The 17,996-nt window shown below is 62.4% G+C and carries 15 protein-coding genes and 1 pseudogene; 6 read left to right on the top strand and 10 right to left on the bottom strand.

Features of this window, described 5'->3' with window-relative positions:
• Window positions 1-9 precede the first annotated feature (9 nt).
• The 4 genes from EXN22_RS05050 to radA form a co-directional block, all read right to left on the bottom strand.
• Window positions 10-1,431, bottom strand: a complete 1,422-nt coding sequence (locus EXN22_RS05050; RefSeq protein ID WP_130263035.1) for an HlyD family type I secretion periplasmic adaptor subunit — start codon at window positions 1,429-1,431, stop codon at window positions 10-12.
• Window positions 1,432-1,435: 4 nt separating this feature from the next.
• Window positions 1,436-3,574, bottom strand: a complete 2,139-nt coding sequence (locus EXN22_RS05045) for a type I secretion system permease/ATPase (protein ID WP_165392184.1) — start codon at window positions 3,572-3,574, stop codon at window positions 1,436-1,438.
• Window positions 3,575-3,653: 79 nt separating this feature from the next.
• On the bottom strand, window positions 3,654-5,096 hold the full coding sequence (locus EXN22_RS05040) for a TolC family outer membrane protein (protein WP_407691944.1): 1,443 nt from the start codon (window positions 5,094-5,096) through the stop codon (window positions 3,654-3,656).
• Between the two features lie 163 nt (window positions 5,097-5,259).
• Window positions 5,260-6,627 (bottom strand): DNA repair protein RadA, encoded by a 1,368-nt coding sequence (gene radA, locus EXN22_RS05035; RefSeq protein ID WP_130263033.1) that lies wholly within the window; start codon window positions 6,625-6,627, stop codon window positions 5,260-5,262.
• 174 nt (window positions 6,628-6,801) lie between these two features.
• Between radA and mscL the strand changes: the two genes are divergently transcribed.
• Window positions 6,802-7,215, top strand: coding sequence for a large-conductance mechanosensitive channel protein MscL (mscL, locus tag EXN22_RS05030; RefSeq protein WP_130263032.1), 414 nt, complete (start codon window positions 6,802-6,804; stop codon window positions 7,213-7,215).
• 47 nt (window positions 7,216-7,262) lie between these two features.
• On the opposite strand, the gene EXN22_RS05025 is transcribed toward mscL, so the two are convergent.
• Complete coding sequence (locus EXN22_RS05025; protein WP_130263031.1) at window positions 7,263-8,039, bottom strand: ferredoxin--NADP reductase; 777 nt, start codon at window positions 8,037-8,039, stop codon at window positions 7,263-7,265.
• A 286-nt stretch (window positions 8,040-8,325) separates the two neighbouring features.
• Here EXN22_RS05025 and EXN22_RS05020 point away from each other — a divergent pair, with 286 nt between their 5' ends.
• Together EXN22_RS05020 and EXN22_RS05015 are read left to right on the top strand one after the other, a co-directional pair.
• Window positions 8,326-9,027: a LuxR family transcriptional regulator gene (locus tag EXN22_RS05020; protein WP_130263030.1), complete on the top strand. Its 702-nt coding sequence runs from the start codon at window positions 8,326-8,328 to the stop codon at window positions 9,025-9,027.
• 90 nt (window positions 9,028-9,117) lie between these two features.
• Window positions 9,118-10,242: a methyltransferase gene (locus EXN22_RS05015; RefSeq protein ID WP_130263029.1), complete on the top strand. Its 1,125-nt coding sequence runs from the start codon at window positions 9,118-9,120 to the stop codon at window positions 10,240-10,242.
• A 142-nt stretch (window positions 10,243-10,384) separates the two neighbouring features.
• Here EXN22_RS05015 and EXN22_RS05010 read toward each other — a convergent pair whose 3' ends face one another.
• The 3 genes from EXN22_RS05010 to EXN22_RS05000 are packed head-to-tail and all read right to left on the bottom strand — an operon-like array spanning window position 10,385 to window position 13,003.
• The gene (locus EXN22_RS05010) at window positions 10,385-10,540 is read right to left on the bottom strand and encodes a DUF2474 domain-containing protein (RefSeq protein ID WP_130263028.1); all 156 of its coding nucleotides are present in this window, start codon (window positions 10,538-10,540) and stop codon (window positions 10,385-10,387) included.
• A 12-nt stretch (window positions 10,541-10,552) separates the two neighbouring features.
• A complete protein-coding gene (cydB, locus tag EXN22_RS05005) occupies window positions 10,553-11,560 on the bottom strand; it encodes a cytochrome d ubiquinol oxidase subunit II (RefSeq protein ID WP_130263027.1) in 1,008 nt (335 codons plus the stop codon).
• 3 nt (window positions 11,561-11,563) lie between these two features.
• Window positions 11,564-13,003 carry a cytochrome ubiquinol oxidase subunit I gene (locus tag EXN22_RS05000; RefSeq protein ID WP_130263026.1) on the bottom strand — a complete coding sequence of 480 codons (1,440 nt, stop codon included), beginning with the start codon at window positions 13,001-13,003 and terminating at the stop codon, window positions 11,564-11,566.
• A gap of 333 nt (window positions 13,004-13,336) precedes the next feature.
• On the opposite strand from EXN22_RS05000, the pseudogene EXN22_RS04995 reads away from it, so the two are divergent.
• Window positions 13,337-13,525: pseudogene (locus EXN22_RS04995) on the top strand (hypothetical protein); the annotation flags it as partial.
• A 58-nt stretch (window positions 13,526-13,583) separates the two neighbouring features.
• Here the strand turns inward: EXN22_RS04995 and EXN22_RS04990 are convergent.
• A complete protein-coding gene (locus EXN22_RS04990; protein ID WP_130263025.1) occupies window positions 13,584-14,132 on the bottom strand; it encodes a DJ-1 family glyoxalase III in 549 nt (182 codons plus the stop codon).
• Between the two features lie 230 nt (window positions 14,133-14,362).
• On the opposite strand from EXN22_RS04990, the gene EXN22_RS04985 reads away from it, so the two are divergent.
• Window positions 14,363-15,658, top strand: a complete 1,296-nt coding sequence (locus EXN22_RS04985; protein WP_130263024.1) for an NCS2 family permease — start codon at window positions 14,363-14,365, stop codon at window positions 15,656-15,658.
• Entirely contained in the window at window positions 15,655-16,740 is a 1,086-nt protein-coding gene (gene trmA, locus EXN22_RS04980; protein WP_130263023.1) for a tRNA (uridine(54)-C5)-methyltransferase TrmA, read from the top strand. Before EXN22_RS04985 ends, trmA begins: the two co-directional genes overlap by 4 nt.
• A gap of 41 nt (window positions 16,741-16,781) precedes the next feature.
• Here the strand turns inward: trmA and EXN22_RS04975 are convergent, their stop codons facing one another.
• Complete coding sequence (locus tag EXN22_RS04975; RefSeq protein ID WP_130263022.1) at window positions 16,782-17,942, bottom strand: alkaline phosphatase family protein; 1,161 nt, start codon at window positions 17,940-17,942, stop codon at window positions 16,782-16,784.
• Window positions 17,943-17,996: the final 54 nt, after the last annotated feature.

The raw sequence follows: 17,996 nt of genomic DNA, 5'->3' as shown, positions 1-17,996 counted from the left end.
CGCCGGCTCTTAACGCTCGCGCAGACTCTCATCCACATACTGCTGCAAGGGGCTGAGGAAATAATCGATGACTTTGCGTTTTTCAGTCTTCACTTCCGCCGTCACCGACATGCCCGGCGACAAGCGAATTCGCTGGTCCTTGACCACGATGTCGTCGCGCAGCAGGCGAATGCGGCTGCTGTAGATCAGGCCGCGCTTCTCGTCCTCGATGGCATCGCTGGAGACGCTGAGCACTTCACCATCAACCGTCCCGTACTTGGTGAAGGTGAAGGTCTCGACCTTGACCGTCACCGCCTGCCCCGGGCGGACGAAGCCAACGTCCTTGTTCTCCAGCATTGCCTCCACCTCCACCGGCTGATCGGCGGGTACGACGACCATCAGCGGCTGGGCTGCGGTCACCACGCCGCCGACGGTGTGAATGGCCAACTGTTGTACCGTACCGTCCACCGGCGCGGTCAGGCTCATCAACTGGTCGCGCTGCTCGGCCTTGTTCAGTTCCTGCTTCAAGGCCGCAGCCTTCTGCAGCGATTGCTGTTGCAGGTCGAGCATGGCCCGGCGGTTCTGCGCCAAGATGCCCTGCCGTCGCCGTTCGGCCTCACGCCTGGACGCCTGCACTTCAACCAGCCGCGCATTCTGTACCGCCAGGTCACGCTCCTGGTCCAGTAGCGCCTGCTGCTTCTCCAGGTAGGCATGACGGGGTACGTATTGCTGCTGCAACAGCTCCTGGTAGTCATCCGCCAGGCGCCGGCTGATGGGCAAGGTTTTCTGCAAGGACGCGATCATTGCCCTGGCCGACTGGATTTCTGCGGCGCGCTGTTCGATCTCGGCATCGACTTGCTCCAATGCGCTGCGCATCTCCAGGTACTGGCCCAGCAACCAGTGCCGGGCTTCGCTTTGCTGGTGCTCGGTTGCGCCGACCGACTGCAGCACCAGGGTGGGCTCACGGCCCGTCTGGATCGACTCGAGCATGGCACCGGCCCTGGCCGCATCGACTTCGGCGGCCAGCCAGTCGACCTGCAGGCGCTTGACGTCCGCCCCGGTCATGCTGGTATCGAGCTCCACCAGCACATCCCCAGCCTTGACCTGCTGCCCGTCATAGACCCGGATCGAGCGCACCACTGCCACTTCGCTGGGCTGGATGGTCTTGCTCTTGCCACTGGCGACCACCTTGCCCCGGGCCGTCGCGACGACCTCGATCTCGCCGACACAGGCCCAGACCAGCGCCAGCACCGCGAACAGCAGAATCCCCCACTGGATATAGCGTGGCGCCGGGTGCACCGGTTGATCCTGCACCGCCAGCGCCGCCGGCAGGAACTCGACCTCATGGTCCAGGCGTGCCGGGCTGTCCATCTCCCGGCGGCGGCCCCAGGCCTCTCGCCAGGCCACAGCATAGCGCTGCAGGAGTGCGTGTCCCGCGGATAGTCGACTCATGAAATTATCCCTGTTGCAGGCGGTGCAAATGCGCGTAATGCCCACTGTCGCGCATCACTAGCTCAGCATGAGTGCCCTGCTCGACAATCTGGCCGCGGTCCATGACAACGATGCTGTGGGCATCGCGCACGGCGGACAGCCGATGGGCAATGATGATCACCGTGCGTCCTTTGCAGATCGCCTGCATGTTCTGTTGAATGATGCGCTCGGACTCATAGTCCAGGGCGCTGGTGGCTTCGTCGAAGATCAGGATCCGCGGGTTGCCCATCAGCGCCCGGGCGATCGCGATACGCTGGCGCTGGCCACCCGAGAGCGAGGCACCATGCTCGCCGACCATGGTGTCGTAACCTTCCGGCAGCTCGAGAATGAACTCGTGGGCCCCCGCCAGCCGGGCCGAGCGCATGACCGCTTCCAGTGGCGCTCCAGGGTCGGCCAGGGCGATGTTTTCGCGAATGCTGCGGTTGAACAGCATGTTGTCCTGCAGCACCACGCCGATCTGCCGACGCAGCGACGCGACATCGGCCAGGGCCAGGTCCATGCCGTCGACCAGCACGCGGCCACGCTCGGGCACGAACAGCCTCTGCAGCAGCCGGGTCAAGGTGCTCTTGCCCGAACCGGAGCGGCCGACGATGCCGATAACCGTGCCGGCCTGGATCTTCAGGCTGACGCCACGCAGGACTTCCGAGCCATCCGGACGATAGCGGAACTGCACCTGGTCGAACTCGATGTTGCCTTGCAGCGGGGGTAACGCACTGCGGGTGGCTTGGGCGATTTCGCTGCGGGTGTTGAGAATGTCGCCCAGGCGCTGGACCGACACCCCGGTCTGCTGGAAGTTGGTCCACAACTGGGCCAGGCGCATGATCGGCTGTGCCACGCGCCCGGCCAGCATGTTGAAAGCAATCAGCTGGCCAACGCTGAGCTGGCCATCGATCACCAGGCGTGCACCCAGCCACAAGGTGGCGACGGTCACCAGTTTGCCGATCAGCGAGACGCTTTCATTGGCGATGGTCGACAAGGTTTGCGTCTTGAAGCCGGCGCTGACGTAAGCGGCCAACTGGTTATCCCATTTGCGGGTGATCTGCGGCTCGACCGCCATCGACTTCAAGGTGTCGATGCCATTGACCGTCTCCACCAGGAACGCCTGGTTCTCCGCCCCGCGGGCGAAGCTTTCGTTCAGCCGCGCACGCAGCAAGGGGGTGATCAACACCGACACCAGGACATACAGCGGCAAGGACACCAGCACCACCAGGGTCAGCCAGCCGCTGTAGAACAGCATCACCGCGATGAACACCACCGAGAACAGTACATCCAGCAACAAGGTGATGGCATTGCCGGTGAGAAAGTTGCGGATGTTCTCCAGCTCCCGCACCCGGGCTACCGAGTCGCCGACCCGGCGCGCCTGGAAGTAGGACAGCGGCAGCATGATCAGGTGGCGGAACAGCCGCGCCCCCAGCTCGACATCGATACGGCTGGCGGTATGGGCGAATACATAACTGCGCAGGCCGCTGAGCACGGTCTCGAACACCATGATGCCGAGCAGGCCGATGGCGATCACATCCAGGGTGGTCAGGCCATGGTGCACCAGCACCTTGTCCATCACGACCTGGAAGAACAGCGGCGTCAGCAGGGCGAATATCTGCAATACCAGCGAGACCAGCAGAACCTCGCCAAGCAGTTTGCGGTACTTGACGATGGCCGGAATGAACCAGGTGAAATCGAACCGCGACATCTCGTCGGCCTGCGAGGCCTGCGAGCGCAACAGAATCATCTCACCGCCCCAGCGTTCGTCCAGGGCAGTCAGATCGATGCTTTCAGGCCGCTGGCTGAGCGGGTCATGGATCAGCGCTTTGCTCTTTTCCACCCGGGCAACAATGAAGAAGCTGCCGTCACGGGCGCGGGCGATTGCCGGCAAGGGCGTCTGCTCAAGCCGGTCGATGCGCGTGCGAATCGCCTTGGCCTTGAGTTTGCACTGGCGTGCAGCCAGGAGGATCTCGGCTGTGGCGAAGGCCTTGCCTTCAGCCAGGTGCTCGTGAGCCAACTGCTCCGGTGATACCGCCACGTTGTGATAACGCGCCAGCATCGCAAAGCAGGCAAGCCCGGTGTCCACGGGAGAAGACTGGAGGGAGGCCAGGGGATCTTGCATACACACATCCATGCCAGAAAAGGGATCGTTCAATCAACACGACGAACACAGCGACTTTCACGCCCATGGCGCCGCGCCGTTACCCTGAATGCTCACGTGCGCGCAGCTCGGGCGGAAGAAAATCCCGGCTCGGCTGGTAGTCGGTTTTCAGGTAGCCAGACAGCAGGATCAGGTCGCGTTCACTGAGCGTCCCCGCCACCTGCTGCAGTCGCAAGGTGTTGAGGATGTAGTCGTAGCGGGCGTTGTTGTAGTCGCGCACCGAGCGGTACAACTGCCGCTGGGCGTTGAGTACGTCGACGGTGTTGCGGGTGCCGAGGTCGGCCCCGGCCTTGGAGGCACGCAGCGAGCCCTGGCTGGAAAGGATGGTCTGGCGTCGCGCGCTGATCTGTTCAATGTCGGAATTGACTGCGCGATAGAAGTTGCGGGTATTGAAGACCACCTCCCTACGGCGACCTTCACGCACTTCCTCGCTCTCTACCAGCCGGTCATAGGATTCACGCACCCGTGAACTGACACGCCCACCGCTATAGAGCGGCAAGGTCACTTCCAGGCCGATGGAGCCCTGGGCGACAGGGCTGCGGTAACCGTCCCGGCCGAAGTCACTCGGGTTGCTGTAGCCGAAACTGTCATTGTCGCCTCGACGGTAGGAGGCTACGGCGTCCAGTGTCGGCGCATGGCCAGCACGTTGCTGACTGATGCGCTCTTGCGCGGCCTGAACGGCAAAGTTGCTCGCCAGCAGCGCCAGGTTCTGCCTGGCGGCCGCGTCGACCCAGGATTGTGCGTCCGCCGGAACCGGCGCCGCCACTGGCATTTGGTGCTGTATGCCCTCGATACTCAGGTAGCGGGCATTGGTCAGCCGGGTCAGCAGCTCGAACGCATCTTCCACCTTGCGCTCGGCAAGCTTGCTATTGGCCTGGGCATTGTCATGGGCCGACTGCGCATCGAGCACGTCGGTAATACTCGACAGGCCGCTCTTCAGACGCGCCTGGGCCTGATCGAGCTGCTGCTTCAGGGCGATTTCCTCCGCCTGCGAGGCGGCCTGCTCATCGGTGGCCCGCAATGTCTCGAAGTAGGCCTCAGCGGTCTTGAGCACCAGTGCCTGCTCTTTGTCCGAGAGCTCCAGCGCCGCCTGGGCAACGCTGGCATGGGCCGCCGCCAGGTCGTACCAGAAGGCCAGGTTGACCAGGGGCTGTTTCAGGTTCGCCTGCAAGGTCGTCTGGCTACGGGTACGCGCCAGCTCCGGCTCATCCCGGGACAAGTGACTGGACTCGAAGGTCGCGCTGGAGCTAAGGGCCGGCAGCAGGTTGGCCCGGGCCTGGGGCACCGCCTCCTGACGGGCGGCGTAGTCAGCACGGGCAGCGCGCAATTCGGCATCGTGCAGTTGAGCCTGGCGATAGACGGCAAGCAATTGGGCGCGTTCGCCCGAGGTGCCAGCCAGCACCGTCGAGGCAGCCAGCGCCTGGGCAACCACGACAGCGCAGAGCAACAGGCAGTGCCGTGGGGCAAGGATGCTCAAGCGCAATGAGCGGCACCGGCGAGTGGCCAAGCACAACGAAAACCACGTCCCTTGGCCCACCGGCAGCATGTCCAATCCTTGGATTCAGCAAAACGTGGCGAGATATTAGATAGCCATTATTTAGGCGTCAATTAATAATCAAACCTTGCTACGCAATCCTGTGAGCACCTCATTCGAACAGGGCATCCAATGCCTGTTCCAGGCGAGTCACGGCAATTACCTGCAAGCCGGCCGGGGCCTCCTTGGGCGCATTGCCCTTGGGCACGATGGCACGCTTGAAGCCATGCTTGGCCGCTTCCTTCAAACGCTCCTGGCCACTGGGCACCGGCCGCACTTCGCCCGACAAACCGACCTCGCCAAACACCAGCAGGCCGTTATCGAGCGGGCGGTTGCGCAGGCTGGACATGATCGCTGCCATCAACGCCAGGTCCGAGGCGGTCTCCAGGACCTTGACCCCGCCAACCACGTTGAGGAACACGTCCTGATCATGGGTTGGAATGCCACCATGGCGGTGCAGCACCGCCAGGAGCATGGCCAGGCGATTCTGATCCAGGCCCAGGGTGACCCGCCGCGGGTTGGACAAGTGGCTGTCGTCGACCAGCGCCTGGACCTCGACCAGCATCGGCCGGGTGCCTTCCCAGGTGGCCATGACCACGCTGCCCGGGACCTCTTCCTGGGCACGCGTGAGAAAGATCGCTGAAGGGTTGGAGACTTCCTTCAGGCCACGGTCGGTCATGCCGAACACGCCTAACTCGTTGACCGCGCCAAAGCGGTTTTTCACCGCGCGTAGCAAACGCAGGCGCCCATCGGATTCACCTTCGAAATACAGCACGGTATCGACCATGTGCTCGAGCACCCGTGGCCCGGCCAGGGCACCTTCCTTGGTCACGTGACCGACCAGGAAGATCGCCGTGCCGCTCTGCTTGGCGTAACGCACCAGCAAGGCCGCACTTTCGCGCACCTGGGAAACCCCACCGGGCGCTGACTGCAACTGCTCGGTGAAGATGGTCTGGATCGAGTCGATGACCATGACCTTGGGCTTTTCGACCCGGGCAGTGGCGATAATGGTCTCGATGCAGGTCTCGGTCATGACCCGCAGCTTGTCCTGGGGCAGGCCCAGACGCCGGGCACGCATGGCCACCTGCTGCTGGGATTCTTCGCCGGTGACGTACAACGCCGGCATGCGCGTGGCGATGTTGCACAAGGTCTGCAGGAGGATGGTCGACTTGCCGATGCCCGGGTCGCCACCGATCAATACCACCGAACCGTCGACCAGGCCACCGCCCAGGACCCGGTCGAGCTCGGCACTGGCGGTGGTGAAGCGCGGGATCTCTTCGACGCTGACTTCGGCCAGGGTCTTGATCTGCGCCTGTTGCCCGGCCCAACCGGTGCGCCCACTGGGGGCTGCTGCCGCACCGCTTTCCAGCACGGTCTCGACCAGGGTGTTCCAGGCGCCGCATTCACCGCATTGCCCGGCCCATTTCGGGAAGGTCGCGCCGCACTCGGTGCAGCCGTACATGCGCTTGGCCTTGGCCATGGGACGGTCCTCTGGAAAAAGGCACCATCATAGCCGACCTCAGGCACCTGGGCGGCCACAGAAAACGACAAAACTATTCGGTATAACCGCAGTCTGCTGCAGCAGCGCGGAGCATGAAGCGCGTAGCTGATTTACACTGCATTTACCAAACTCATCTGTTACAAGGAATAAACCATGGGCGTGCTCAGTGAATTCAAGGCCTTCGCGGTCAAAGGGAATGTCGTCGATATGGCTGTCGGTATCATCATCGGCGCCGCCTTTGGCAAAATCGTTTCATCGTTCGTCGGTGACGTGATCATGCCGCCGATCGGCTTGCTGATTGGCGGCGTCGATTTCAGCGACCTGGCAGTCACCCTAAAGGCGGCCGAAGGCGACGTCCCTGCTGTGGTCATGGCCTATGGCAAGTTCATCCAGACCATCCTCGATTTCATCATCGTCGCCTTTGCGATCTTCATGGGCGTCAAGGCGATCAACCGCCTCAAACGTGAAGAGGCGCAGGCGCCAACCCTGCCGCCGGTGCCAACCAAGGAAGAAGAGCTGCTGAGCGAAATCCGCGACCTGCTCAAGGCGCAGAATCGGCAACCCTGAGCACAGCGATAAGAAACGGCGCCTGCGGGCGCCGTTTGTCTTGTGCCTTACCAGTAGGTCTCGACCGCCACCTGGCCTGGCCTACGACTCAGGCTCAGGTTCATGTCGCGCAGTTTGAGCACCTTGCGGGTGTCGTCGACCATCTGCGGGTTGCCGCACAGCATGACGCGCGAATGCTCAGGCGTCAGCGCCAGGCCCGCCGCACGCTCCAGCTCGCCATTCTCGATCAGGGTAGTAATGCGCAGGCTCAGGGCACCGGGGTGCTGCTCACGGGTGACGACCGGAATGAACTGCAGTTTGCCGACATATTCGGCCAGGTAATCACGTTGTTCCAGGCCGGCGATCAAGTCCAGGTACGCCAGTTCCCGAGCTTCGCGCACCGAGTAGACCAGCTTGATCGACTCGAACCGCTCCCACACCTCAAAGTCCTGCAGGATCGACAAAAACGGCGCGATCCCAGTGCCGGTAGCCAGCAACCACAGGTCGCGACCGTCGACAAAGCGGTCCAGGGTCAGGTAGCCGAAAGCCTGGCGATCGATCAGCAGGCTGTCACCTTCTTTCAGGCGGCTCAGTTCGCTGGTGAATTCCCCTCCCGGCACCACGATGGAAAAAAACTCCAGGTGTTCGTCGAAGGGCGACGACACCATCGAATAGGCGCGCCAGACCACACTACCGTCGGCTTTGCTCACCCCCAGGCGGGCAAATTGCCCGGCACGAAAACGAAAGCCCTGGTCGCGGCTGGTACGCAGGCTGAACAGGCTGGGGGTCAGCGGCTGGACGTCAAGCAGCGTCTGGCGGGTGAACTTTTCAGCGCTGGCAGTCATGACTTACTCCAAAGAACAGATGCCTCAGTGTGGCGCAAACACCGTCGCAGAAACACCGCTGGTTTGTAGTGGCATCGGTCGCAGGTGAAATTGAAACAGCAGTGCGTTAGTAACCAAGTCAATGATTTCAAATCGATATCACATAGCCAAGGTCATGGCTTTTAAAGAACAGCGTTGTAGAAATGTTTACATTTCTATAGCCAAAAAACCCAACAAAATCGTCGGACATTTCCTACACTACGGTGCACCCGCTGGGTAATGGATCCACCCACTTGAGATTGCTCCCATGCCTCATTGGAAAGAACAGCAGCTTGAACAGTTGCTTGCCGAAACCGACGAACAGCGGATGTTCAACATTGCGGTTTCGCTGGCCGAGGACCTGGACATGGAGTTCCTGGCATTCGGCATGCGTGTGCAGATAGCGACCCAACTGCCTCAGCTGCGGTTTTTCAACAATTATCCCACCGCCTGGAAAGAACGCTATCAAGAGCACTACCTGGGGCACGACCCCACGGTAGTGCACTGCCAGCGCTCTCTGATGCCGCTGCTGTGGAGCGACGAGGTGTTCCGAGAGGCACCACAATTGCGCAAGGAGGCCAAGTCCCATGGCGTATGCCATGGCTGGAGTCAATCGGCACACGATATGCGCCATAACCTGAGCATACTCAGTATCGCCCGCAGCCAGATGCCAATCAGCCTCGAAGAACATTACGAAAAGGCCGGTCAGATCATCTGGCTGTGCAATCTGCTGCATACGCTGATGCTCGACCGGCGATCCGGGCAAAGCAAACCGGCCTGCAACCTGTCCGAACGTGAAAGCGAAGTGCTCAAGTGGTCCGCCGCCGGCAAGACTGCTGCCGACGTCGCCTGCATCCTGTCGCTTTCGCAGAGTACGGTGAACTTCCACATCCGCAGCATCATCAGTAAAACCAACGCGAGCAACAAAGCCGGCGCAATCGCCATTGCGGTGATGAACGGCCTGATCTGAGCCATCCCCCGCAGCCCCTCAAAGCACGGTAGAATCACGGCCCTGTAAAGCGCGCCGTACGCGCACGTCAATGCCCCAGAGCCATACACCATGCCCCTGCTGACCAGCCCCTTCGCCGAACTCGATCTGCTTCGCCAGCCCGAGCAAGCCAACGATCCTCTGCAAGCCTTCGATGCTGCCGACGAGTATTTGCTGGAACACCTGGCCGAGCAGACACTCTCGGCAACGACTCGGGTGCTGGTCCTCAATGACAGCTTCGGTGCTCTGGCCATCAGCCTGGCGCCCCATGTTTGGGTGCTGAGCAGCGGCGACTCGCACCTGGCCCATCTGGCCCTGGAAAAGAACCTGGTGCGCAACGGCCTGGCCTTTGACTCGGTGCCGTTCGTGGCGGCCAGCCATCCCTGGCAGGGCCCGTTCGATCGCGTGCTGGTACGCGTGCCCAAGACCCTGGCCTTGCTCGAAGAGCAACTGATTCGCCTGCAAGGCCAACTGGCGCCCGGCGCACAAGTGGTTGCCGGCGCCATGATCAAGCACCTGCCCCGCGCGGCGGGTGACCTGCTGGAGAAATACATCGGCCCGGTCCAGGCGTCGCTGGCACAGAAAAAGGCCCGCCTGCTGATTGCCACCTTCCAGACAAAACCGGCATTCGTCTCGCCCTACCCGACCCGCTATCAACTCGACACACCACGCCTTGAGCTGCTCAACCACGCCAATGTGTTCTGCCGGGAAGGCCTGGATATCGGCACACGGGCGTTCCTCCCACACCTGCCCAAAGACCTCGGCAACGCCCGGGTCGCGGACCTGGGGTGCGGTAATGGCGTGCTGGCCATCGCCAGCGCCCTGGCCAACCCGCAGGCGCAGTACACCCTGGTGGATGAGTCGTACATGGCGGTGCAGTCTGCCTGGGAGAACTGGCAGACGGCGCTGGGTGAGCGGCAAGTGACGGTGCGCCCTGACGACGGCCTGGCCGGGCAAGCGGCGCAGTCACTGGATGTGGTGCTGTGCAACCCGCCGTTCCACCAGCAGCAGGTGGTCGGAGATTTTCTCGCCTGGCGCATGTTCCAGCAGGCCCGCGAAGCCCTGGTGGTGGGTGGCGCGCTGTACATCGTCGGCAATCGTCACCTGGGTTATCACAGCAAGCTGGCGCGCCTGTTCCGTGGGGTTGAACAGGTGGCGGCGACGCCTAAGTTCGTGGTGCTCAAGGCGCGTAAGTAGGAGCGGGCTTGACCCGCGATAGCATTCTGTCAGCCACATTGCATCGCGGGGCAAGCCCGCTCCCTCGGAGCAAAAAAAACCCTCCGCAGCTGACGCTGCGAAGGGCTGTAAATCCGCCGCAAGGCGGGATGGGAAATAACGTTTAGTGCGTGCTCAGTCCGGCCGCACTCATGAACAGACGCATCAGCCAGGCGACCAGTGCCAGACTCACCACGCTGGCGGCCCAGATCAGTGCCAACCAGCCCAGGCGCTGCCAGAGCGGTTTCTTCTCTTCGTCAATCGAGCCTTTGCCAGTCATTGCCATGCTCCCCTAGTGGTAGCCATCTTCGTGGGTCACCTTGCCGCGGAATACGTAGTAGCTCCAGAAGGTGTAACCGAGGATGAACGGGATGATGAACAAGGTCCCGACCAGCATGAAGCCCTGGCTCTGCGGAGGTGCCGCCGCTTCCCAGATCGAAATCGACGGCGGGATGATGTTCGGCCACAGGCTGATACCCAGGCCGCTGTAGCCGAGGAAGATCAGCACCAGGGTCAGCAGGAACGGGGTGTAGTGAGCATTACGCGCAACGGCCCGCAGCAAGCCGTACAGGGTCACCAGTACCAGGATCGGCACCGGCAGGAACCAGAACAGGTTCGGCAGACTGAACCAGCGGGTGGCAATATCCGGATGCGCCAGCGGCGTCCAGATACTGACGATACCGGTCACCGCCAACAGCACCAGGGCCAGCGGACGCGCCAGGTCATGCATCTGCAATTGCAGCTTGCCTTCGGTCTTCATGATCAGCCAAGTGCAACCCAGCAAGGCGTAGGCGACAACCAGACCAAGGCCGCAGAACAGGCTGAACGGGGTCAGCCAATCGAGGCTGCCGCCAACGTAGTTGCGATTGACCACCTCGAAACCTTCGATGAAGGCCCCCAGGGCTACGCCCTGGAAGAAGGTTGCCACCAGCGAGCCGCCGATGAACGCCTTGTCCCACAAATGGCGCTTGGCCGCCGTCGCCTTGAAGCGGAACTCAAAAGCCACGCCGCGGAAGATCAAGCCGACCAGCATCAGCATCAACGGCAGGTACAGCGCCGAGAGGACCACGGCATAGGCCATCGGAAAGGCGCCAAACAGCGCCGCGCCGCCCAGCACCAGCCAGGTTTCGTTACCGTCCCAGACCGGTGCGACGGTGTTCATCATCACGTCGCGGTCCTGCTCGGCCTTGACGAACGGGAAGAGGATGCCAATGCCCAGGTCAAAGCCGTCCATGACCACGTACATCATGATGCCGAAGATGATGATCACGGCCCAGATCAGCGGAAGATCAATACCCATGATTCAGTTCCCCTTGTTCAGGCTGGCGTGATCGCCATGTTCATGCGCCTCATCGGCGGCCGACAGCGGCCGGGCCGGCGTGCGTTGCTGGCCAGGGCCACCTGGCGTGGTCTCGTCCCCTTCACCGGTCTTCGGCCCTTTGCGCACCAGGCGCATCATGTAACCCAGACCGGTACCGAACAGCGCGAAGTAGACCACCACGAACATCACCAGCGTCAGGCCGAGCTGACCGTAGCTGTGGTTGGAGACACCATCGGCGGTGCGCATCAGGCCGTACACCACCCAGGGCTGGCGACCGATCTCGGTAGTAAACCAGCCGGCGAGGATGGCGATCAGGCCGGACGGGCCCATCCACAAGGTCAGGTACAGGAACGGGCGCGAACTGTAGAGCTTGTCGCTCTTGCGCAGCCACAGGCTCCAGAGGCCGACAAAGATCATCAGCATCCCTAAGCCAACCATGACCCGGAACGACCAGAACACGACGGTCGAGTTAGGCCGGTCTTCTTTCGGGAACTCCTTCATCGCCGGTACTTGCTTGTCCAGGCTGTGGGTCAGGATCAGGCTGCCCAGCGCCGGGATCTCCACCTTGAAGCGCGTGGTTTCGGCCTCCATGTCGGGGATGCCGAAGAGAATCAGCGGAGTCGGTTCGCCCGGCTTGTTTTCCCAGTGGCCCTCGATCGCAGCGATTTTCACCGGTTGGTGCTTGAGGGTGTTGAGGCCATGGAAGTCGCCGATCACGGCCTGCACCGGCGCCACGATCAGGGCCATCCACATGGCCATCGAGAGCATCTTGCGGATCGCCGGGTTATCGCGGCCGCGCAACAGGTGCCAGGCTGCCGAAGCGCCGACGAAGAACGCAGTCGCGACAAAGGCGGCCGTGGCCATGTGGGCCAGGCGGTAGGGGAACGACGGGTTGAAGATCACCGCGAACCAGTCGACCGGGATCACCACACCGTTGACGATCTCGTAGCCTTGGGGGGTCTGCATCCAGCTGTTGGAGGCGAGGATCCAGAAGGTCGAGATCAGTGTGCCGATGGCGACCATCACCGTGGCGAAGAAGTGCAGGCCACGGCCAACACGGTTCCAGCCAAAGAGCATGACACCGAGGAAACCGGCCTCGAGGAAGAAGGCGGTCAGCACTTCATACGTCAGCAGCGGCCCAGTGACGGAGCCGGCAAAATCGGAGAACTTGCTCCAGTTGGTGCCGAACTGGTAGGCCATGACCAGGCCCGAGACCACCCCCATGCCGAAGTTGACGGCAAAGATCTTTGACCAGAAATGGTAAAGGTCACGGTAGACGCTGTTGTTGGTTTTCAGCCACAGCCCTTCAAGAACAGCCAGGTAACTCGCCAGGCCGATGGTGATGGCCGGGAACAGGATGTGAAAGGACACGGTAAACGCGAACTGAATTCGGGCGAGATCTAGAGCCTCTAATCCGAACATAGTGCTTCCTCTGTCAGGTAATCCGGCGTCAGGTGGTGGCCTGGGCGCCAACTGCCCCCACGGTAGTTGAGTGCGGCAAGTTGGAATTGTTCTGTAGACATCACATCGCAGGGAATTCGGCCGTCTGGCCCTACCGTTGCAAATGAAACTATTGATCCAGATCAACGGTTGTCTGAAAGGATAGTCCTGAACGGCCTTGGCGCTTGTGTGGTTGATTGCCGCGTGACCGGTTGTCTCACCCCCTTTACCTCGCCCCAAAACAGTGCGCTTGCGCCGCTATAGCGAGATTCTTCGCAACCCGTTGTTACAAAGTGGTAATAACCTGCTCCGCCGCCGGCGGTGGGCGGCTTGTTGATGTCACTGTGGCTGGCGCGCTTTGCGGTGGAGCGCAAGGTCGGGCGGGTGATGTGTGCCGCCGACATGATCAGCATGGTGATCCGCGGCCGGGTGAATGCGGTGAACGGGGTGTGGATCAAGCTGTTCCCGACCCTGGCCGGGCGCGATCATATGCACAAGCAGTGAGGGCCTCATCGCGGGGCAAGCCCGCTCCCACTGTGGGAGCGGGCTTGCCCCGCGATAGCTACACCCCCAGTTCAGCCGCCACCCGCTTGCACACCGCCCTGCCCGCCACCTGCTCAACCAGCGCCAAGGCGAATTGCAACGCCGCCGCCGAACCCTGCGCGGTGATGCAGTTGCCATCCAGCACCACCGCCTGATCGACAAAGTTGCACCCGGACAACTGCTGGCTGGCGTCCGGATCACAGGTCATGCGCCGCTGGCGCAACACGCCATAGGCCTGCAGGGCCAACGGCCCCTCGCCGATCGCAGCGAAAAACTTCCCGGCCCTGGCCTGGTCCTTTACCTGCTGGCCCAGCGGCTGGTGTAGCTCCATGTGCTGCACACCCTTCTCGCCCCCTGGCAAAACCATCAGGTCAAACGGCTGGGCCAGCAGATCAACCAACATGCCGTCGGCGGTCAAGCGTGTGCCTCGGGCGCAGGTGAGCATGCGCCGGCCTTCGATACTGGCCACCACCACCTCTATCTCGGCGCGGCGCAGCACGTCGATCAGGGTCACGCTTTGCAGATCATCCACGCCTTCGGCAACTACGATCAGGGCTCTGTGGGTCATCGACTGCTCTCCGCCGGGGTCTCCCGTAAGTCTAGTCGCTCACCGCGCCAGGGCCGCGTGACAGTCTCGGGATGCCGGGATTGCGACATTAATTACCGCAGCGCGAGCATGCTGGTATGATGCGCGGCTTTTTTCCGGCCCAGGGAAAAACCACAGTCTCCCGGTACAGTCTGTGCTTTGCTAACTGGGTCGATACATTCACGGCGCCGGGAGCGCCACGGGGAGCAGGCATGCTGGAAAGGCTGTTTCAACTAAAAGCACACGACACCAATGTCCGCACCGAGATTCTCGCGGGCGTGACCACCTTCCTGGCCATGGCCTACATCCTGTTCGTCAACCCGAGCATCCTCGGCGAAACCGGCATGGACAAGGGCGCGCTGTTCGTCGCCACCTGCCTGGCAGCGGCCATCGGTTCGACCACCATGGGCCTGATCGCCAACTACCCGATCGCCCTGGCACCGGGCATGGGCCTGAACGCCTTCTTCACCTACACCGTGGTCCTGCACATGGGCCACACCTGGCAGGTGGCCCTGGGCGCGGTGTTCATCTCCGCGGTGTGCTTCTTCCTGCTGTCGATCTTTCGCATCCGTGAATGGATCGTCAACAGCATCCCACTGCCGTTGCGTTCGGCGATTGCTGCCGGTATCGGCCTGTTCCTGGCGCTGATCGCCCTGCACAACGCGGGCATCGTCGTCGATAACGAAGCCACTCTGGTGGGCCTCGGTGACCTCAAGAAGCCGGCGCCGATCCTCGCCACCCTGGGCTTCTTCCTGATCGTCGCGCTGGAGGCCATGAAGGTCCGTGGCGCGGTGCTGATCGGTATCCTGGCGGTGACAGTGGCCTCCATCGCCCTGGGCGTCACCCCGTTCAACGGCGTGGTATCGATGCCGCCGTCGCTGGCACCGACCTTCCTGCAACTGGACATCAAGGGCGCCCTGGACGTTGGCCTGATCAGCGTGATCTTCGCCTTCCTGTTCGTTGACCTGTTCGACAACTCCGGCACCCTGATCGGCGTCGCCAAGCGCGCCGGCCTGATGCGCAAGGACGGCCACATGCCGAAAATGGGCCGCGCGCTGATCGCCGACAGCACCGCCGCCATGGCCGGCTCCCTGCTGGGCACCTCGACCACCACCAGCTACATCGAGTCGGCTGCTGGCGTGAGCGCCGGTGGCCGCACCGGCCTGACCGCCATCGTCGTGGCCATCCTGTTCCTGCTGGCGCTGTTCTTCGCCCCGCTGGCCGGTAGCGTGCCAGCGTTCGCCACGGCCCCGGCGCTGTTGTTCGTCGCCGTGTTGATGGCTTCGGGCCTGGCTGAAATAAACTGGGACGACATTACCGAAGCCGCACCGGTGGTAGTCACCGCCCTGGCCATGCCGCTGACCTACTCGATCGCCAACGGCATCGCCTTCGGTTTCATTGCCTGGACCGCGATCAAGCTACTCTCCGGCCGTGCCCGTGACCTCAACGCGGCGCTGGTGATCCTCTCGATCCTGTTCGTCATCAAGTTGGGCTGGTTCAACGCATGAGTGCTGCCTTCGACCCTTCGACCTACACCCAGCAGCTCGACGCCAAGGTCGCCCGCCTGCGCGAGCTACTGGCGCCATTCGCGGCCCCCGAGCCTGCGGTATTCGACTCGCCGCGCGAGCACTATCGCCTGCGCGCCGAGTTCCGCCTGTGGCGCGAGAACGAGCAGCGCTTCTATGCGATGTTCGCTCCGGGCGAGAAGTACACGCCGATCCTGATCGAAGACTTCCCGATCGCCAGCCGGCAGATCAACGACCTGATGCCACGGCTCAAGGCCGCTTGGCAGGCCAGTTCGGCGCTGAGTTTCAAGCTGTTCCAGGTGGAGTTCCTCACCACCCTGGCGGGCGATGCGATGATCACCCTGTGCTACCACCGTCCGCTGGACGAGCATTGGCAAGCCGCCGCGCAGCAACTGGCCAGCGACCTGGGCGTGAGCATCATCGGCCGCTCCAAGGGCAAGCGCGAGGTCATCGGCCGCGATTACGCGGTCGAAGAACTGCAGGTTGCCGGACGCACCTTCCGCTATCGCCAGCCCGAAGGCGCCTTCACCCAGCCCAACGGCGCGGTCAACCAGAAGATGCTCAACTGGGCCTATGAAGCCCTGGGCGAGCGCCAGGACGACCTGCTCGAGTTGTACTGCGGCAACGGCAACTTCACCCTGCCCCTGGCCACCCGGGTACGCAAGGTGCTGGCGACTGAAATCAGCAAGACTTCGGTGAATGCCGCCCTGCACAACCTCGACGACAACGCGGTGGACAACGTGCGCCTGGTGCGTCTGTCGGCTGAAGAGCTGACCGAGGCCCTTAACGAGGTTCGCCCGTTCCGCCGCCTGGAAGGTATTGACCTGAAGAGCTACCAGTTCGGCAGCGTGTTCGTCGACCCGCCGCGCGCCGGCATGGACCCGGACACCTGCGAACTGACCCGGCGCTTCGACAATATCCTGTACATCTCCTGCAACCCGGAAACCCTGGCGGCCAACATCGCCCAGTTGAGCGACACTCATCGCATCGAGCGCTGCGCGTTGTTTGACCAGTTTCCGTATACCCATCACATGGAGAGTGGGGTGTTGCTGGTTCGGCGGTGAGGCTATCGCGGGTCAAGCCCGCTCCCACCGGAGCGGGTCCTTCAATACATCAACAACGGCACCCGCTGATCCTCATCGGTCAACGCCCCATGGTGCCCCCGCCACTGACTGGCATGCTGCTCCATCTCACTGCGAATGATCCCCCCGGCACCCGTCGGGATCACGATCAAGTCACCAATCCGCGCTTCAGCCTGGCTCAACAGCACATCGCCAAACAGCCCCTTGGCTATCGCCTGCCCCTTGCTCAATACCTGGTAATTGTCCCCTAGACGATTCTGCCAACGCTGGTGCACACGGTCTTGCTCAGACTCGTGGGTATACAGGTAGCGCGCACGGATATCCCCGGCGATTGCTCGAACACCCTCCTGCAGGGCTGGATCCTGATCAAAGTCGTGTACCTGCTCGTGGTCCAGCGCCAGCATGCCGTGGTCGGCAATCACCATTAGCCGGGCCTGCTTTGGCAGGTGTTGGGCGATGGCCTGGGCCAGTTGGTCGGCAATCTGCAGTTGTTTGAGCCAGCCCTCGGAGCCAGGGCCGAACAGGTGCCCGGCAAAGTCCAGATCACCAAAATAGGCGAAGCAGAATGCCGGGGCTGGCTGCGAAAGTGCCTCATTGACCAGCTGTGGATAAGCGACATAAGCCGGAGCAGGGAGGATCTTGCCAGCCTTGTAGATCGCCCGGGTGAAATCGGAGTTGGCATAGCGCCCGAGCATCACCGTGCTGACTGCGATGCCCTGCTTAACGGCCAGGCTCCAGGCATCAGCGGGCACGATAAAAGTGTCCGGCAGCGGTGCCACATTGGGCTGCGCCTCGACCTGCAAGGGCGAAGTGGTCCAGGACAACGGCGACAGTTCAGTCTGCTCATCCAGGGCAAAACCGCAGCCAACGATACCGTGGGCGCCGCAGCCCAGCCCGGAAGCCACCGACGCCAGGCTGGTGGCGGTGGTGGCCGGGAAGCCCACCTTGAAGTGGCTGTCCGGCTGCATCAATGAGGCAAGAAACGGTGCATGCCGGGCATGGGCCTGCAGCAGGTTCCAGCCCAGGCCATCGATCAGCAGCAGGCAGGTGCTACGCGAATGGTCGAGGCGAAAGGCATTGCGAAAGCCATGGCCACCCAGGGCGGCGAAGATTGACTGGGTCAGGTTGGCCAGGCCGGGCCAGGTCTCCCCCAGCGACTGCAGGTCGTTGATCGGCGTTGCCATGTCGCCCTCCATGGGCAGGTGCAAAGCAACAGGTGTAGCACAGGCTGTGCGATC

The organism is Pseudomonas tructae (genome assembly GCF_004214895.1).
In the GTDB taxonomy this organism is placed as follows: Bacteria; Pseudomonadota; Gammaproteobacteria; order Pseudomonadales; family Pseudomonadaceae; genus Aquipseudomonas; species Aquipseudomonas tructae.
The sequence above is the reverse complement of the archived record's forward strand: the minus strand, read 5'-3'. Positions and strand labels throughout refer to the sequence as shown.

Bases quoted from the DNA above. Each gene is read 5' to 3' on its own strand.
- EXN22_RS05050 (WP_130263035.1), bottom strand. From the start codon at position 1,431: ATGAGTCGACTATCCGCGGGACACGCACTCCTGCAGCGCTATGCTGTG.
- EXN22_RS05045 (WP_165392184.1), bottom strand. From the start codon at position 3,574: ATGCAAGATCCCCTGGCCTCCCTCCAGTCTTCTCCCGTGGACACCGGG.
- radA (WP_130263033.1), bottom strand. From the start codon at position 6,627: ATGGCCAAGGCCAAGCGCATGTACGGCTGCACCGAGTGCGGCGCGACC.
- mscL (WP_130263032.1), top strand. From the start codon at position 6,802: ATGGGCGTGCTCAGTGAATTCAAGGCCTTCGCGGTCAAAGGGAATGTC.
- EXN22_RS05025 (WP_130263031.1), bottom strand. From the start codon at position 8,039: ATGACTGCCAGCGCTGAAAAGTTCACCCGCCAGACGCTGCTTGACGTC.
- EXN22_RS05020 (WP_130263030.1), top strand. From the start codon at position 8,326: ATGCCTCATTGGAAAGAACAGCAGCTTGAACAGTTGCTTGCCGAAACC.
- EXN22_RS05015 (WP_130263029.1), top strand. From the start codon at position 9,118: ATGCCCCTGCTGACCAGCCCCTTCGCCGAACTCGATCTGCTTCGCCAG.
- EXN22_RS05010 (WP_130263028.1), bottom strand. From the start codon at position 10,540: ATGACTGGCAAAGGCTCGATTGACGAAGAGAAGAAACCGCTCTGGCAG.
- cydB (WP_130263027.1), bottom strand. From the start codon at position 11,560: ATGGGTATTGATCTTCCGCTGATCTGGGCCGTGATCATCATCTTCGGC.
- EXN22_RS05000 (WP_130263026.1), bottom strand. From the start codon at position 13,003: ATGTTCGGATTAGAGGCTCTAGATCTCGCCCGAATTCAGTTCGCGTTT.
- EXN22_RS04990 (WP_130263025.1), bottom strand. From the start codon at position 14,132: ATGACCCACAGAGCCCTGATCGTAGTTGCCGAAGGCGTGGATGATCTG.
- EXN22_RS04985 (WP_130263024.1), top strand. From the start codon at position 14,363: ATGCTGGAAAGGCTGTTTCAACTAAAAGCACACGACACCAATGTCCGC.
- trmA (WP_130263023.1), top strand. From the start codon at position 15,655: ATGAGTGCTGCCTTCGACCCTTCGACCTACACCCAGCAGCTCGACGCC.
- EXN22_RS04975 (WP_130263022.1), bottom strand. From the start codon at position 17,942: ATGGCAACGCCGATCAACGACCTGCAGTCGCTGGGGGAGACCTGGCCC.